Origin of the sequence: Rhodoplanes sp. P11, assembly GCF_964266735.1 — a bacterium.
Taxonomy (GTDB): Bacteria; Pseudomonadota; Alphaproteobacteria; order Rhizobiales; family Xanthobacteraceae; genus Rhodoplanes; species Rhodoplanes serenus.
The window spans coordinates 314347-329831 of the sequence record NZ_CAXWGY010000016.1 but is presented as its reverse complement, the minus strand read 5'-3'; the positions used below and the strand labels follow the sequence as shown (position 1 = coordinate 329831).

General features: G+C 70.2%; 12 protein-coding genes. 4 read left to right on the top strand and 8 right to left on the bottom strand.

What is annotated here, in order from left to right; genetic code table 11:
- The first annotated feature begins 1 nt into the window (after position 1).
- The 3 genes from ACFQUV_RS13250 (at position 2) to ACFQUV_RS13240 (ending at position 5238) form a co-directional block, all read left to right on the top strand.
- Positions 2 to 292 (top strand): hypothetical protein, encoded by a 291-nt coding sequence (locus ACFQUV_RS13250; RefSeq protein ID WP_129608445.1) that lies wholly within the window; start codon positions 2 to 4, stop codon positions 290 to 292.
- Positions 293 to 737: 445 nt separating this feature from the next.
- Entirely contained in the window at positions 738 to 1973 is a 1236-nt protein-coding gene (locus tag ACFQUV_RS13245; protein ID WP_371851695.1) for an efflux RND transporter periplasmic adaptor subunit, read from the top strand.
- A 100-nt stretch (positions 1974 to 2073) separates the two neighbouring features.
- Positions 2074 to 5238 (top strand): efflux RND transporter permease subunit, encoded by a 3165-nt coding sequence (locus ACFQUV_RS13240; RefSeq protein ID WP_129608444.1) that lies wholly within the window; start codon positions 2074 to 2076, stop codon positions 5236 to 5238.
- Positions 5239 to 5432: 194 nt separating this feature from the next.
- On the opposite strand, the gene ACFQUV_RS13235 is transcribed toward ACFQUV_RS13240, so the two are convergent.
- From ACFQUV_RS13235 to ACFQUV_RS13220, 4 genes are all read right to left on the bottom strand, one after another.
- Positions 5433 to 5918 (bottom strand): DUF411 domain-containing protein, encoded by a 486-nt coding sequence (locus ACFQUV_RS13235; RefSeq protein ID WP_129608443.1) that lies wholly within the window; start codon positions 5916 to 5918, stop codon positions 5433 to 5435.
- A 121-nt stretch (positions 5919 to 6039) separates the two neighbouring features.
- Positions 6040 to 6681 (bottom strand): NrsF family protein, encoded by a 642-nt coding sequence (locus ACFQUV_RS13230; protein WP_129608442.1) that lies wholly within the window; start codon positions 6679 to 6681, stop codon positions 6040 to 6042.
- Positions 6678 to 7235 (bottom strand): sigma-70 family RNA polymerase sigma factor, encoded by a 558-nt coding sequence (locus tag ACFQUV_RS13225; protein ID WP_129608441.1) that lies wholly within the window; start codon positions 7233 to 7235, stop codon positions 6678 to 6680. The genes ACFQUV_RS13230 and ACFQUV_RS13225 overlap by 4 nt, the downstream gene beginning before the upstream one ends.
- A gap of 124 nt (positions 7236 to 7359) precedes the next feature.
- Complete coding sequence (locus tag ACFQUV_RS13220) at positions 7360 to 9795, bottom strand: heavy metal translocating P-type ATPase (RefSeq protein ID WP_129608440.1); 2436 nt, start codon at positions 9793 to 9795, stop codon at positions 7360 to 7362.
- Between the two features lie 77 nt (positions 9796 to 9872).
- Here ACFQUV_RS13220 and cueR point away from each other — a divergent pair, with 77 nt between their 5' ends.
- Entirely contained in the window at positions 9873 to 10346 is a 474-nt protein-coding gene (gene cueR, locus ACFQUV_RS13215; protein ID WP_129608439.1) for a Cu(I)-responsive transcriptional regulator, read from the top strand.
- On the opposite strand, the gene ACFQUV_RS13210 is transcribed toward cueR, so the two are convergent.
- The 4 genes from ACFQUV_RS13210 to ACFQUV_RS13195 all read right to left on the bottom strand — a co-directional run bounded on the left by ACFQUV_RS13210 (position 10280) and on the right by ACFQUV_RS13195 (position 15474).
- The gene (locus ACFQUV_RS13210; RefSeq protein ID WP_129608438.1) at positions 10280 to 11203 is read right to left on the bottom strand and encodes an MBL fold metallo-hydrolase; all 924 of its coding nucleotides are present in this window, start codon (positions 11201 to 11203) and stop codon (positions 10280 to 10282) included. The genes cueR and ACFQUV_RS13210 overlap by 67 nt on opposite strands.
- Positions 11204 to 11283: 80 nt before the next feature.
- Positions 11284 to 11793: a DUF305 domain-containing protein gene (locus ACFQUV_RS13205; protein ID WP_129608437.1), complete on the bottom strand. Its 510-nt coding sequence runs from the start codon at positions 11791 to 11793 to the stop codon at positions 11284 to 11286.
- A 136-nt stretch (positions 11794 to 11929) separates the two neighbouring features.
- Complete coding sequence (locus ACFQUV_RS13200; RefSeq protein WP_129608436.1) at positions 11930 to 12307, bottom strand: hypothetical protein; 378 nt, start codon at positions 12305 to 12307, stop codon at positions 11930 to 11932.
- Positions 12308 to 12336: 29 nt separating this feature from the next.
- On the bottom strand, positions 12337 to 15474 hold the full coding sequence (locus ACFQUV_RS13195) for an efflux RND transporter permease subunit (protein WP_129608435.1): 3138 nt from the start codon (positions 15472 to 15474) through the stop codon (positions 12337 to 12339).
- Between the last annotated feature and the right edge of the window lie 11 nt (positions 15475 to 15485).

Genomic DNA, 15485 nt, shown 5'->3' with positions numbered 1-15485 from the left:
CATGGAAGGCCGATACTTCGAGCAGAAACGGATTGCCGAGATGCTCCGCTGCGCTCTCGCCGAGATGGCCGCCTTGCAGGCCGAGCAGGCGCCCTCGTCCGAGACGGTCGACCACGTCGAGCGATGGACGCTGCGCTGGATCGATCTCGTCGAGGCGATGATCGCCGACGCACCGACGGGGGAGGATTCCGACGAGCTGCGTGGCGCGCTCGAGCGGCTCCGCGCCATGGCGCTGCCGCGGTCGCGCGGCGGCGCGGCGGCGCCTGGCGCTCCCGGCCTTCCGCATCCCTGAGCCACTCGATCTCTGAACGCCTGCATCCGGATGCTGGCGCCCGCCTGCGACCGCGGCGGGCGCGGCCGTGTCGGGCTGCCGAGCCGGCGACCCGTCGTGCGGCGACGAGAGCATCACTCTCGTCTTGCAAGTATCAGTATGGATTCATGGCTTGGTGCTATCGTCCACACGATCCGTAAGGACCGTGTCAGCCGAAAGCGCTAGTTGTTCGCCCGGTCACCGATGCGCCCGGCCCGCGACCCGGCCCATCGACATGTGCGGCGGCGATCTCGCCGATGATCCGATGCGTCTCAGGCTCGAGGCTGTCGGCGGCAAGCCGACGCGGGCGGAACGGCAGGAGCGGTCCCGATGGTGTGCGCGAGCATCGGGACACGAGCAAGCTGGACCGCGACGGCAGCAGCCAGGCGAGCGGTCGGAGGACATCGTGATCCGCAGACGGACAGGAGTGCGAGCCCTGCGCGCAATCGGTTGGCGGGCCCAGGCGGCCCTGATCGTGCTCGCGCTCGGCATCGGCGCGGTAGGGGCCACCACATGGCTCAGCAGCCATCAGGTCGGCAAGGCGACGGCGCCGATGCCGGTCGTCACGACCAAGCCCGACGGCCGCCTCTATCGCCCCAAGGACGCCGAGTGGAGCGCGCTGGCGGTGCGGCCCGTGGTCGAGCACGCCTTCAGCCCCGATTACGCCACCGAGGGCAAGATCCTCGTCAACGAGGATCGCTCCACGCCGATCTTCTCGCCCTATGCGGGCCGAGTGACCCGCCTGTTCGCCAAGGCGGGTGACGCGATCCAGCCCGGCCAGCCGCTGTTCGTGGTCGAGGCGACCGACATGGTGTCGGCCCAGAACGACTTCATCACCGCCGCGACCGGCATGAACAAGGCCCGCTCGGCGCTGGAGCTGGCGCAGATCACCGAGAAGCGGGCCCGCGATCTCTACGACGCCAAGGCGGCGCCGCTGAAGGATCTCCAGCAGGCGCAGGCCATGTTGATCGCTGCCCAGAACGACATGCGCTCGGCCGACACGGCGCTGGAGGCGGCGCGCAACCGCCTGCGCATCCTCGGCCGCAGCGAGGACGACATTCGCACCTTCCAGGGCAGCGGGCGCATCAATCCCGACACCCCGGTGTCGGCGCCGCTCGGTGGCACCGTGGTGGCCCGCAAGGTCGGGCCCGGCCAGTATGTCTCGGCCGGCGCCGGCGACCCCGTCTTCGTGGTCGGTGATCTCTCCACCGTGTGGCTCACCGCCTATGTGCGCGAGAGCGACATCGGCAAGGTGCGGCTCGGCCAGGAGGTCGCCTTCACGGTGCTGGCCTATCCGGACCGGGTGTTCCGCTCGACCGTCGACTATGTGGCGGCGGCCGTCGATCCGGTGAGCCGCCGCCTGATGGTGCGCGCCACCGTCGACAACGGCGACGGCCTGCTCAAGCCCGAGATGTTCGCCAACGTGACGCTGCGGCTGCGTGCCGAGGTGGTCGCCGCAGCGGTGCCGAAGGAGGCGCTGATCTACGAGGGCAGCGCGGTTCACGCCTGGGTGGCGCGCCACGACGGCGCCATCGAGCTGCGGCCGGTGCGGACCGGCCTCAGCGACGGACGGTTGGTGGAGGTGACCGACGGCCTGCGCGCCGGCGAGCAGATCGTAGTGCGCGGCAGCCTGTTCATCGATCGCCTGGCGAGCGGCTCCTGAGCGGCGCTGCGCGCGCCCGCGCCCGCGAGCGGCGATCCGTCCGCGTCACTGAGCGGCCGCCGCGCGGCCGCGGCGTCCCTGGAATGCGACGACCCCCGAGATGACCCACGTCCTCGCCCTCGTGCTGCGCCACCGCGTGCTGATGGTCGGCCTCTTCGTGCTGACCCTCGTCGGCGGCCTGTTCGCGTTTCGCCAGCTCAACATCGAGGCGTATCCGGACCCGACGCCCCCGATGGTGACGGTGATCACCCAGAGCCCGGGTCTCTCGGCCGAGGAGATCGAGCGCTACATCACGGTGCCGATCGAGACCCAGCTCGCCGGCATCAAGAACCTGCGTACCACCCGCAGCGTCTCGCTCTACGGCCTGTCCAATGTCAGCCTCCAGTTCACCTTCGACTACACCTATGAGGAGGCCCTTCAGCAGGTGCTGAACCGGCTCGGCGCGCTGCCGCCGCTGCCCGGCGGCGCGCAGCCGCAGATCTCGCCGGTGAGCCCGATCGGCGAGATCTATCGTTACAAGCTGGTCGGCCCGCCGGGCTACAGCGTGCTCGATCTCAAGACGCTCCAGGACTGGGTGCTGGCGCGCCGCTTCCGCCAGGTGCCGGGCGTCGTCGACGTCACCGGCTGGGGCGGCAAGACCAAGACGTTCGAACTCCAGGTCGACGTCGCCAAGCTCTTGTCCTACGGGCTCACGCTGCCGCAGCTCGTCCAGGCGCTCCAGAACAGCAACATCAACGTGGGCGGCAACACCGTCACCATCGGCACCCAGGCCGCGGTGGTGCGCGGCGTCGGCCTGATCCGCACGATCGACGACATCGCCGACACCATGATCGCCCAGAGCGGCGGCAACCCGGTGCTGGTGCGCGACGTCGCCGCCGTCACGATCGGCCATCAGCCGCGGCTCGGCATCGCCGGCAAGGACGACGACGACGACATCGTCCAGGGCATCGTGCTGATGCGCCGCGGCGAGCAGAGCATGCCGACCATCCGCCGCGTCCACGAGGCGGTGGCGCAGATCAACGGCTCCGGCATCCTGCCGCCCGGCGTGCGCATCGAGCGCATCTACGACCGCAAGGACCTGATCGACATCACCACCGCGACGGTCCTGCACAACATGGTGTTCGGGATCGGGCTGATCGTTCTCCTGCAATGGGTCTTCCTCGGCAATCTGCGCGGCGCCCTGATCGTCGGAGCCACCATTCCGTTCGCGCTGTTCTTCGCGGTCGGCATCCTGGTGCTGCGCGGGGAATCCGCCAACCTCCTGTCGGTCGGGGCGATCGATTTCGGGCTGATCGTCGATGCCACGGTGATCATGGTGGAGGCGATCTATCGCCGGCTCGCCACGCCGCTCGAGCAGCGCTCGTTCGTCGATGCCGGGCCGGGTGCCGGCTTCGCCGGCAAGCTCGCCGAGATCTACGTGGCCGGCGCCGGCGTCGGCCGTGCCATCTTCTTCTCGGCCGGCATCATCGTGGCGGCGTTCCTGCCGCTGTTCACCTTGAGCGGCGTCGAGGGCCACATCTTCGGCCCGATGGCGAAGACCTACGCCTATGCGCTCCTCGGCGGGCTGATCGCCACCTTCACGGTGGCGCCGGCACTGTCGGCGCTCTTGCTGCCCGAGCAGGTGAGCGAGACGGAGACGCGGGTGGTGCGCGTGCTCCACGCCCTCTACATGCCGGTGCTGCGCGCCGCGCTCACCCACCGCGCCGTGGTGCTGGGGCTGGCCGTCACGCTCATGGTCGCCGCCCTCGTGGCGGTGCGGCTGCTCGGCCTCGAGTTCCTGCCCAAGCTCGAGGAGGGCAATCTGTGGATTCGCGCCAGCCTGCCGTCGACCATCTCGCTGGAAGAGGGCAACACCTATGTGAACCGCATGCGGACGCTGGTGCGCGGCATCCCGGAGGTGGAGACCGTGGTGTCGCAGCAGGGGCGGCCCGACGACGGCACCGATCCGGCCGGCTTCTTCAACGTCGAGCTGTTCGCGCCGCTCAAGCCGGCGAGCCAGTGGCGCAGGGGGCTCGACAAGGAGGCGCTCACCGACGACATCCTGGCGCGCCTGACCGCGGCGTTCCCCGGCGCCGCCTTCAACTTCTCGCAGTATCTCCAGGACAACGTCGCCGAGGCGGTGTCCGGCGTGAAGGGCGAGAACTCGATCAAGGTGTTCGGCAATGATCTCGGCGCCCTGTCGGAGCAGGCCAACGCGGTCCGCGACGTGCTCGCCGGCGTGCCGGGGGTGGCCGATCTCGCGGTGTTCGTCTCGCTCGGACAGCCGACCGTGCAGATCGACATCGACCGGGCGCGGGCGGCGCGCTACGGGCTGACGCCCGGCGACATCAACGCCACCGTGCGGGCCGCGATCGGCGGCGAGGCGGCGGGCAATCTCTACGAGCCGTCGAGCGACCGCTTTTTCCCGATCGTGGTGCGCCTCGCGCCGCAGTACCGCCAGAGCCCGGAGGCGATCCAGAATCTTCGCATCGGCGCGCAGGGGCCGGGCGGCGTCACCCAGGTGCCGCTCGGCGAGGTGGCGACGGTGCGGCTCGTCTCCGGCGCCGCCTACATCTACCGGGAGAACCAGCAGCGCTATCTGCCCGTGAAGTTCAGCGTGCGCGACCGCGATCTCGGCAGCGCCATCGGCGAGGCGCAGGAGAAGATCGCCGCGCAGGTGAAGCTGCCGCCGGGCGCGCGCCTGGAATGGGTCGGCGAGTTCGGCAATCTCCAGGATGCCATCGCGCGGCTCCAGGTGGTGGTGCCGATCGCGCTCGGTCTGATCGCCATCCTGCTGTTCCTGAACTTCGGCTCCGGCCTCGACACGCTGCTCGCCATGAGCGTCATCCCGCTCGCGGTGATCGGCGGCGTGCTGGCGCTGGCGATCACCGGCACGCCGTTCAGCGTCTCGGCCGCGATCGGCTTCGTGGCGCTGTTCGGCATCGCCGTGATGGACGGCATCATCATCCTGACGCAGTACAACGCGCTGATCGATGCCGGCGTCGGGCGGCGCACCGCCATCCTGCGCGCCGGCGAGCTACAAATGCGGCCGGTGCTGATGACCTGCATCATCGCCGGCGTCGGCCTGCTGCCGGCCGCGGTGTCGACCGGCATCGGCTCCCAGGTGCAGCGGCCGCTCGCCGTCGTGGTGGTCGGCGGCATGGCGCTCACGCCCGTGCTGGTGCTGATCACCCTGCCGGTGCTGATCTCGGTGCTGTCACGCCGGGTGCGCCCGCGCGGTCGGCGGGTGGTCGAGGAGATCACCGAGCGGGTGCCGGCCGCCTAGAGCATTGTCCGGCGAAGTGGGACCCGGTTCGCCGTCGACAATGCGATCAAATAAGGACTTCGAGAGCATTGTCCGGCGAAGTGGGACCCGGTTTGCCGTCGAAAATGCGATCAAATAAGAACTTCTAGAGCGGGGCCGATCCCGTCGGATCGGATACCGCTCTCATGACGCCCGGTGTTCCGGACGCGCTGTGCTCAGACCGGCGCGCTGCCGCGGAAGCGGCCATAGAGGCGCGGCCCGCCGGCGCCGAACAGCACGACCTCGTAGACCTCGGGCGGGCCGCCCTCCATGCCGGGCGAGCCGATCGGCATGCCGGGCGCCGCGAGCCCGGTGGCGTTCGGCGCTTCGGCAAGCAGCCGCTCGATAGCCGACACCGGAACATGGCCCTCGACCACATAGCCGGCGACCTCCGCCGTGTGGCAGCTTTGCAGGGGTTCCGGTACGCCGAGGCGGGCTTTGACGGCGATCATGTCGGCGCTGTCGACCGACCGCACCGTGAAGCCGGCGCGTTCAAGATGACGGGCCCAGCCGGTGCAGCAGCCGCAGGACGGGTCCTTGTGCATGGTCACGGTCGGGCGGCCCGCCGCCGGCAGGCTCCAGGCCGCCGAGACGCCTCCGAGAGCGACGAGCGCCGCCGCGCTGGCCTGCGTCGCGAACGCACGTCGGGTGATCAGGGGCATTCGGTCTCCTCCGATGCGGGGCTTCGGATCATTGTGAACCGCACGCCGCGCGAGAGGAAGCCGCCATGTCCTCCGGACGAATCCGGAGGCGAAGCCCGTCGCGAGCGTGTGCCGTCGCTGGTCACCAGCGCAGCAGCCGCGGACCGAGCAGGGCGCCCGTGACGGCGCACAGCGCGATGGTCGCGCCGTACCACAGGGCCACGAACGGCATCGAGTCGTCGATGCAGTGCAGGGCATAGCCGGTGGCGCTGAGGCCGCCGGCGACCAGGCCGGCCGCGGCGCCGGCGCGGCGCAGATCGGTCGGCATGGCGTGGCGCATCGCCCAGATGGTCAGCGCGAACGGCACCACCGCGATCAGCGGAATCGAGATGATGCACTCGATCCAGTGAGTGCCGAGGACGGCGTGATCCCAGTGCGAGCGCGGTGCCGTCGAGAGGGTCAGCGCACCGAGCATCATCACGGCGAGGAACGGCGCCGCGAGCACCAGCAGCGAGGTCTCACGCTCGCCGCCGGGACGGGCCAGACGGAGCAGATAGATGGTGGCGATCACCACCACCGTCAGCGTGAATGTCAGCTTGCCGATCATGTAGGTGAGCGAGTGGACGTGATCGAGATCGGAGCGCACCCCGAACGCGGCCAGCGTCGCCAGCGCCGCGACGGCGGCCGCGAACGCCACGCCGAGGGCGAGCGAGCGCCCCATCCGGTTGCGGTCGACCGGCTCCACCTGCGTGCTGAGCATGGTGATCAGGTCGTCGGTCTTCATGGCTTGCCCTCCCGGGCGATCTCCATGCCGAGGGCCTTGAGGCCCCGGTGAATGTTGACCTTGATGGCGGACTCGGAGGCGCCGCAGCGGGCCGCCGCCTCGGCGACGCTCAGACCTTCGATCTTGACCAACTCGATGGCGCGCCGCATGCGCTCCGGCAGGCGGGCGAGCAGGCGGCCCAGATCGAAGGCGCTCTCGGCTCCGGCGTGGTCGTCCACCGCGGTGATGTCTTCGGCATGATCGAGCCCGACATCGGTGACGGTGAGCCGCGTGCGTCGCAGGTAATCGAGCAGCTTGTAGCGGGCGATCGCGTGCACCCACGGCATCAGCGGGGCTGCCTGATCGTAGGTGTGGCGTCCGGTATGAATCGCCATCAGGGCCTCTTGGACCAGATCCTCGGCTTCCGACACGCTGCGCCCGGTGTGGCTGAGGCGGCCACGGTAGAAGCCGCGCAAGTAACCGCTCAGCCGAACCAGCAGCTCGTGATGCGAGCGGCCGTCGCCGGCCAAGCTGGCGAGCATCAGCGCCTTCAGCTCCGTTTCGTTTGCCGTCATCGAGTCCCCTGTCGAGGGTTCGCAGCCGAGCGCGGTCCGGTTACACGAGGACTGCCAAAAAGCCGGGGGGCGAGGCGGCGCGGCCGGGCGGCACCGGCCCCGCGAGGCCGGTGCCGCACTGTCGTCACAACTGGAGGCTGCGCAGACGCGCCGCGTTGGCGATCACGCTGACCGAGGACACCGCCATGGCGGCGGCCGCGATGATCGGCGACAGCAACAGGCCGAACACCGGGTACAGCACGCCGGCCGCCACCGGCACGCCGACCGCGTTGTAGATGAACGCGAAGAACAGGTTCTGCCGGATGTTGCGCATGGCGGCGCGCGACAGCCGCCGGGCGCGGACGATGCCGGTGAGGTCACCCTTCACCAGGGTGACGGCGGCGCTCTCCATCGCCACGTCGGTGCCGGTGCCCATGGCGATGCCCACGTCGGCGGCCGCGAGCGCCGGGGCGTCGTTGACGCCGTCGCCCGCCATGGCGACGACCCGCCCGGCGCCCCGGTGGTGCTGCACCACCTCGCTCTTGCGATCGGGCAGCACCTCGGCCTCGACCTCGTCGATGCCGAGCCGGCGCGCCACGGCCTCGGCGGTGGTGCGGTTGTCGCCGGTCATCATGACGATGCGGATGCCTGCGGCCTTGAGGGCCGCGATCGCCTCCGGGGTCGACGCCTTGATCGGGTCGGCGATGGCGATCGCTGCGGCGAGCCGGCGGTCGACGCCGACGAACACCGCGGTGGCGCCGTCGGCGCGCAGCCGGTCGGCCTCGCCGGCGAGCGGCCCGGCATCGATGCCGTGCTCACGCAGGAACGTCGCGCTGCCGATCACCACGGTGCGACCCTCGACCACGCCCATGGCGCCCTTGCCGGTCGGGGAGTCGAAGTCGGCGACCGCCGGGGTCGCCACCCCGCGTGCCTCGGCGGCCCGCACGATGGCGACGCCGAGCGGATGCTCGCTCGGCCGCTCGACGGCGGCGGCCAGGCGCAGCACCTCGGCCTCGTCGAAGCCGGCGGCGGGCACCACCGCGGTCACCGACGGCTTGCCTTCGGTGAGCGTGCCGGTCTTGTCGACCACCAGGGTGTCGACCCGCTCCATCCGCTCCAGCGCCTCGGCGTTCTTCACCAGCACGCCGGCGCGGGCACCGCGGCCGACGCCGACCATGATGGACATCGGGGTGGCGAGCCCGAGGGCGCACGGGCAGGCGATGATCAGCACCGAGACGGCGGCGATCAGCGCGTAGGCCATGCGCGGCTCCGGGCCGAACACCCACCACGCCGCGAAGGCCGCGATGGCGATGACGATCACGGCCGGCACGAACCAGGCCGAGACCTGGTCGGCGAGCCGCTGGATCGGGGCGCGGCTGCGCTGCGCCTCGGCGACGAGCTGGACGATGCGCGACAGCATGGTGTCGCGGCCCACCCGCGCGGCCTCGATGATCAGGCCGCCGGACTGGTTGATGCTGCCGCCGATGACGCTCGCGCCGTTCTCCTTGGTGACCGGCATCGACTCGCCCGTCACCATCGACTCGTCGACGGCGCTGCGCCCTTCCACCACGGTGCCGTCCACCGGCACCTTCTCGCCCGGCCGCACCCGCAGCCGGTCGCCGACCTGCACCTCCTCAAGCCGGACGTCCTCCTCGCGGCCATCGGGGCCGATGCGCCGCGCCGTCTTGGGGGCGAGGTCGAGCAGGCCGCGGATCGCCCCGCTGGTGCTCTCGCGGGCGCGCAGCTCCAGCACCTGCCCGAGCAGCACCAGCACGGTGATCACCGCGGCGGCCTCGAAATACACCGCGACCGCGCCGGTGGCGTCGCGCAGCTCGGCCGGGAACACGCCGGGCAGGGCGGTGGCGACGACGCTGTAGACCCAGGCCACCCCGGTGCCCATGGCGATCAGCGTGAACATGTTGAGGTGGCGCGTCACCACCGACTGCCAGCCGCGCACGAAGAAGGGCCAGCCGGCCCACAGCACCACCGGGGTGGCGAAGGCGAGCTGGAGCCAGTTCGATGTCTGGCGCTCGATTAGCTGGTCGAGCCCGGTGAGATGCGCGCCCATCTCCAGCACCAGCACCGGCAGCGTGAGCGCCAGCCCGATGCGGAAGCGGCGCCGCATGTCGATCAGCTCCTCGTTGGGGCCGGCGTCCGCCTCGGCGATCAGCGGCTCCAGGGCCATGCCGCAGATCGGGCAGGAGCCGGGTCCGATCTGCCGGATCTCCGGGTGCATCGGGCAGGTGTAGGTGGTGCCTTCCGGCACCGGCGCGGCGGCGGCCGCGCCGGGATCGAGGTAGCGCTCGGGCGCCGCGACGAACTTGGTCCGGCAGCCGGCCGAGCAGAAGTGATAGGTGCGTCCGCCGTGCTCGGCGCGATGCGGGGTGGTGTGCGGGTCGACGTCCATGCCGCACACCGGGTCCTTCACGACGGTGGTGCCGGGCTGCGTCGGCCCGGCGGCGTGCCCATGACCGTGACGGTCGTGATCATGGCCGTGGCCGTGGGCACCGCCGCAGCAGCCGGAAGGCCGCGCGTCGTCGTGCGGGCGGTGGATGGTACTGATGTCGTGCTTCGACGTCATGTCGGGGTCTCCGGTCGTTGTCTTGAAATCCGGTGTGCACCTTCCCATCATGGGAAGGTCAACACCGGGATCGCAGCATGAACATCGGCGCAGCAGCGCGGGCCTCGGGCGTCTCCGCCAAGATGATCCGCCACTACGAGCAGATCGGCCTCCTGCCGGCACCGGCACGGCGAACGAGCGGCTATCGCGACTACGACACGGCCGACCTGCACCGCCTGCGCTTCGTGCGGCGGGCGCGTGACCTCGGCTTCCCGCTCGACCGCATCGCCGACCTCCTGCGGCTGTGGAGCGACCGCGAACGCAGCAATGCCGACGTGAAGGCGATCGCGCTCGCGCATCTCGCCGATCTCGACCGTCAGGTGCGCCTCCTGCACGAGATGGCCGATGTGCTGCGGGCGCTGGCCGACGCCTGCGACGGCGACGGCCGGCCGCACTGCCCGATCATCGCCGGCCTCGACGGCGATGTGCTTGCTCCAGGGCATTGTCACGAGGCGGGTTCCGCCACCTCCTCCCCACCGAGGCCGGGCGCGCCGAGCGGGATCTTGAGGTAGCGCCGGCCATTGTCCTCCGGTTCCGGCAGCCGCCCGCCGCGGATGTTGACCTGGAGCGCATGCAGCATCAGGGCCGGCAGAGGCAGCGTGCGGTCGCGCGCCTCGCGCATCGCCACGAACGTGTCCTCGGTCTGGCCGACCAGATGGGCATTGTGGGCCTTCTGCTCGGCGACCGTGCTCTCCCAGCGTGGCGGTCGTCCGCCGGGACAATAGTCGTGGCCGGTGAACAGCCGCGTCGCGTCGGGCAGCGCCATGAGGCGCTGGATGCTCCGCCACAACGTGCGGGCGCAGCCGCCCGGGAAGTCCGCGCGCGCGGTGCCACTATCCGGCATGAACACCGTGTCGTGGACGAAGGCGGCGTCGCCCGCCACGAAGGCGACCGAGGCCAGGGTGTGGCCGGGCGTGAACAACACGTCGACCTCGATCTCCCCGATCGCGAACCGCTCGCCATCGGCGAACAGCCGGTCCCACTGGGAGCCGTCGACGGGAAAGTCCGGTGGCAGGTTGTAGATGTCTCGCCACAGGCGCTGGACCTCGACCACGCGGGCGCCGGTGGCAATCGGCACGCCGGTCCTGTCGCGCAGATAGCCGGCGGCCGAGAGGTGGTCGGCGTGCGGATGCGTGTCGAGGATGTGCTGGAGCGTGGCGCCGTGCCGCGCGATGTGATCGAGCAGCGCGTCGGCCGATCGTGTGGAGACGGCGCCGGACATCGGATCGAAGTCGAGCACCGGGTCGATGATGGCGGCGCAGCGCGTCGCCGGGTCGGTGACGACATACTGGACGCTGTTGGTCGCCGCGTCGAAGAAGCCGGCGACGTCGGGGCGTCCGCGGCGCGATGATCGCTCGGGTTCCGGCACGAGGCTTCTCCTGTTTCGGAGCGGTGAGAGGGCGGAAGGCCGTGGTGGCGGCCCTCCGTCGTGGCGCGATCCGGAGTCGATCAGCGAGCCCGCTTGTCGAGCTCGGCCCGGATTTCCTTCATGCCCTTCTCGTTCTCCTCGATCGTCTCCTTGGCGATCTCGCGCACCGCCTCGCTCTTGGTCCGGTCGAGTGCGGCGCGCGCCATGTCGACGGCCCCTTGATGATGCGGCAGCATCGCGCACAGGAAAGCGATCTCGGGATCGCTCGCCATGGCGCCCATCATCATCGGCGGGTGCGTCTTGCGCATCGCCATGATGTAGGCGCGACTCGCCTCCGACATTCCGGCACCGCTCTGGCCACCCTGCATCATCGGCATGTCCTGCATCATGCCTTGCATCATCGGCATCGTCCGCATGCGCTCGGCCATGGGCGAGTCCTGGACGGCCTTTCGACATATGTCCGGCATCTCGCTCATCGCCGCGGCATGGCCGCCGGTGTCGGTGGTTGCGGAAGGCTGCTGGGCGAGCGCCGCAGATGCGCCCAGCCATGCGACGGACAGAGCGAGGACGGGAAGCGTACGGATCGTCATTCGACACCTCGGTTGACGTCACGCATGCGGGAGAGTGCATGCGTCACGTCAACGTCGGCAGGTCGCGATGGGTCCGGAGATTCGCGGCACGCGCCGAGCTTTTTTCGGCGGCGCGCCGATCCTCGCGGCCGTTTTCTCAGTTGAAGCGAGCCTGGGCGGTGCCGCCGTTCGGTGCGGTGATCTGCACCACCGCCTTGGCGTTGCCCGGCACCGGCGCCGGCGCCGTGCCGGTGAGCTGATTGTTCGCGGCGGGCGCCAGCGTGATGCGCTGGCTCTTGCCGTCGAGCACCAGGATGGCGACGCCCTGATAGCCCTGCGCCGACATCGGCTTGTCGTCGTGGCCGACCAGGAAGGCGTCGAGGCGCGTGCCGTCGGCGACCAGCTCGACGTGGAACGAGCCGGCGTGGACGATGCGGCCGCCATGGCGCGGTTTCGGGTCGTGCGCCGCAGCCGTGCCGGCGAGGCCGATCAGCAGCGCGGCGGCGAGGGCGGCGCGACGGGAGATGGCATGCATCGAGTATGCTCCTTCTAGGGGTCGATGGATCAATAGGTCTGGGCCGGCAGGACGCCGCCTTCGGGGGCGGCGGCACGCTCCGCCGCCAGGGCGACGAGCCGCTCCACCGGCTTGCGGCCGAACCACAGCACCAGCAGCGGTGTCACGAACGCATCGAGCAGCGTCGCGCTGATCAGGCCGCCGAAGATCGTCACCGCGACGGGATGCAGGATCTCCTTGCCGGCTCCCGAGGCGTCGATCAGCAGCGGCACCAGCGCCACGCCGGCCGACAGCGCCGTCATCAGCACCGGTGTCATCCGCTCCAGGCAGCCGCGGGTGACGAGATCGCGGCCCCACGGCGTGCCTTCGTTGACGGCGAGGTTGACGATGTGGCTGATCTTCAGGATGCCGTTGCGGGCCGCGATGCCGGTGAGCGTGATGAAGCCCACCATGCTGGCCACCGACAGCGGCTGACCGACCAGCCACAGTGCCGCCACCGAGCCGATCAGCGCCAGCGGCACGCTGCCCATGATGATCAGCGCCAGGGCCGCCGAGCGATAACGGCTGTACAGGATGGCGAAGATCAGCGACAGCGAGACGAGCGACAACAACCCGATGGTGCGCGTCGCCTCCTCCTGGGCCTGGAAGGTGCCTTCGAGGCGGGCGTAGCTGCCGGCCGGCAGCGGTGTCGCATCGATGGCGCGGCGGATCGCCGTCACGATCTCGGCCATGTCGGTGCGGCCGTCGGTGTTGGCGAGCACCACCATGCGGCGGCGGCCGTTCTCGCGCAGGATCTGGTTGGGGCCGGTGGTCTCGCGGATCTCGGCGATCTGGCGCGCCGCGATCCAGCCGCGCGGCGTCTCGATCAGGAGGTCGCCGAGCCCCCGGGTGGTGCGGATGTGATCGGGCAGCCGCATCACCACGTCGAAGCGGCGGTTGCCGTCCAGCACCCGCGAGATCACCCTGCCATTGGAGAGGCGACCGAGCTGGTCGACGACGGCGGCGGGCTGCACGCCGTAGAGCGCCGCGCGGCCGTAGTCGACGCGGATCTCGAGCTGCGGAATGCGCACCTGCTTCTCGACCTGGAGGTCGACGAGGCCCGGGATGGCGGCGAGCTTGTCGCGCAGCGCCTCGGCGGTGCTGCGCAGGGCGTCGAGATCGTCGCCGAAGATCTTGAGCGCCAACTCCGAGCGGATGCCGGACAGCATATGGTCGAGCCGGTGTGAGATCGGTTGCCCGACATTGATCGACAACGGCAGCACCGCGAGACGATTGCGGATGTCGGCGACGATCTCGTCCTTGGCACGGCCGCGGCCGGCGAGCGCCACCTCCAGCTCGCTGACATGCACGCCCTCGGCATGCTCGTCGAGCTCGGCCCGGCCGGTGCGGCGGCCCACGGAGGCGATGCCGGGCACGTCGGTCAGCAGGCGCTCCGCGATGGCGCCGACCCGGTTCGACTCGGCCAGCGAGACGCCCGGGTTGAACGTCATCATGATGGTGAAGGTGCCTTCGTTGAACGGCGGCAGGAAGGCGCGCGGCAGCGTCACGACGGCCGCCACGGCGCCGCCCACCAGCAGCAGGGCGGTCACCAGGATGGCGTTGCGGTGATCGTAGGCGCGGGCGAGCGTGGCGCCGTAGCCGCGCTTGAGCACGCGCACGAGCCAGCCTTCGTGCTCGGCCGTGCGGCCGATCTTCGGCAGCATGTAATAGGACATCACCGGCGTCAGGGTGATCGACACCACGAGGCTCGCTAGGATCGACACGATGTAGGCCTGGCCGAGCGGTGCGAACAATCGCCCCTCGATGCCGCCGAGCGCGAACAGCGGCACGAACACCATGACGATGATGGCGGTGGCGTAGACGATGCCGGAGCGCACCTCCTGGGAGGCGCCGACCACCACGTCGAAGATCGAGCGCGGCGAGCCGAGTGCATAGTTCTCGCGCAGGCGGCGGAAGATGTTCTCGACGTCGACGACGGCGTCGTCGACCAGCTCGCCGATCGCGATGGCGATGCCGCCGAGCGTCATGGTGTTGATGGTGAAGCCGGCGAAGTAGAACACCACCGCGGTGATGAGGATCGACATCGGGATGGCGGTGAGCGAGATCACGGTGGTCCGCCAGTTGAGCAGGAAGGCGAACAGCACTACGGCGACCACCACGGCGGCTTCGAGCAGCACCGTCTGGACGTTGCGGATCGACGTCTCGATGAAGTTGGCCTGTCGGAAGATGGTGCCGGTGACCTTGATGTCGTGCGGCAGGCCGGGCGCGACCTCCTTCAGCGCCTGCTCGATCTCCTCGGTCAGCGTGATGGTGTCGACCTGCGGCTGCTTCTCCACCGCCACCACCACGGCGGGCTTGCCCATGTAGCCGCTGTCACCGCGCTTGGCGCGGGCCGCGAACTCGACGGTCGCCACCTGGTGCAGGAAGATCGGCCTCGTGTCGACGGTGGCGACCACGATGGTGCGCAGGTCCTCCAGGCTCGTGGTGCGCCCGATGTTGCGGATCAGATATTCGCGCGCGTCGAGGTCGGTGAAGCCGCCGCCCGCATTGGTGCCGAACTGGGCCAGCGCCCGCTCGATCTGCTCGTAGTTGACGCCGAGCGCGCGCAGCGCCGCCGGCTGCGGCGCCACCCGGTACTGGCGGACCTCGCCGCCCATCGGGATCACCTGGGCGACGCCCGGGATGCTCAGGAGCCGCGGCCGTACCACGAAGTCGGCGGTCTCGCGCAGCTCCATCGGGGTGGCGCGATCGCTGGTCAGCGCCACCATCAGGATCTGGCCCATCAGCGACGACACTGGCCCCATGACCGGCGTCACGTTGGTGGGGAGCTGCTCGCGCACCAGGTTCAGCCGCTCGGCGACGAGCTGGCGGTTGCGGTAGATGTCGCCGCCCCAGTCGAACTCCACATAGACGATCGACAGGCCGACGCTCGACACCGAGCGGATGCGCTTGACGCCGGGGGCGCCGTTCATGCGCGTCTCGATCGGGAAGGTCACCAGCATCTCCACCTCGGGCGGCGCCAGACCTTCGGCCTCCGTCATGATGGTGACGGTCTGGCGGTTGAGGTCGGGGAAGACGTCGACCGGCAGGCGGGTGATGCTGAAGCTGCCGAGCACGATCAGCACGGCGGCGAGCACCAGCACCAGGATGCGGTTGCGCAGCGACTGGGTGACGAGCGTCGTGAACATGGCGGCGTCGC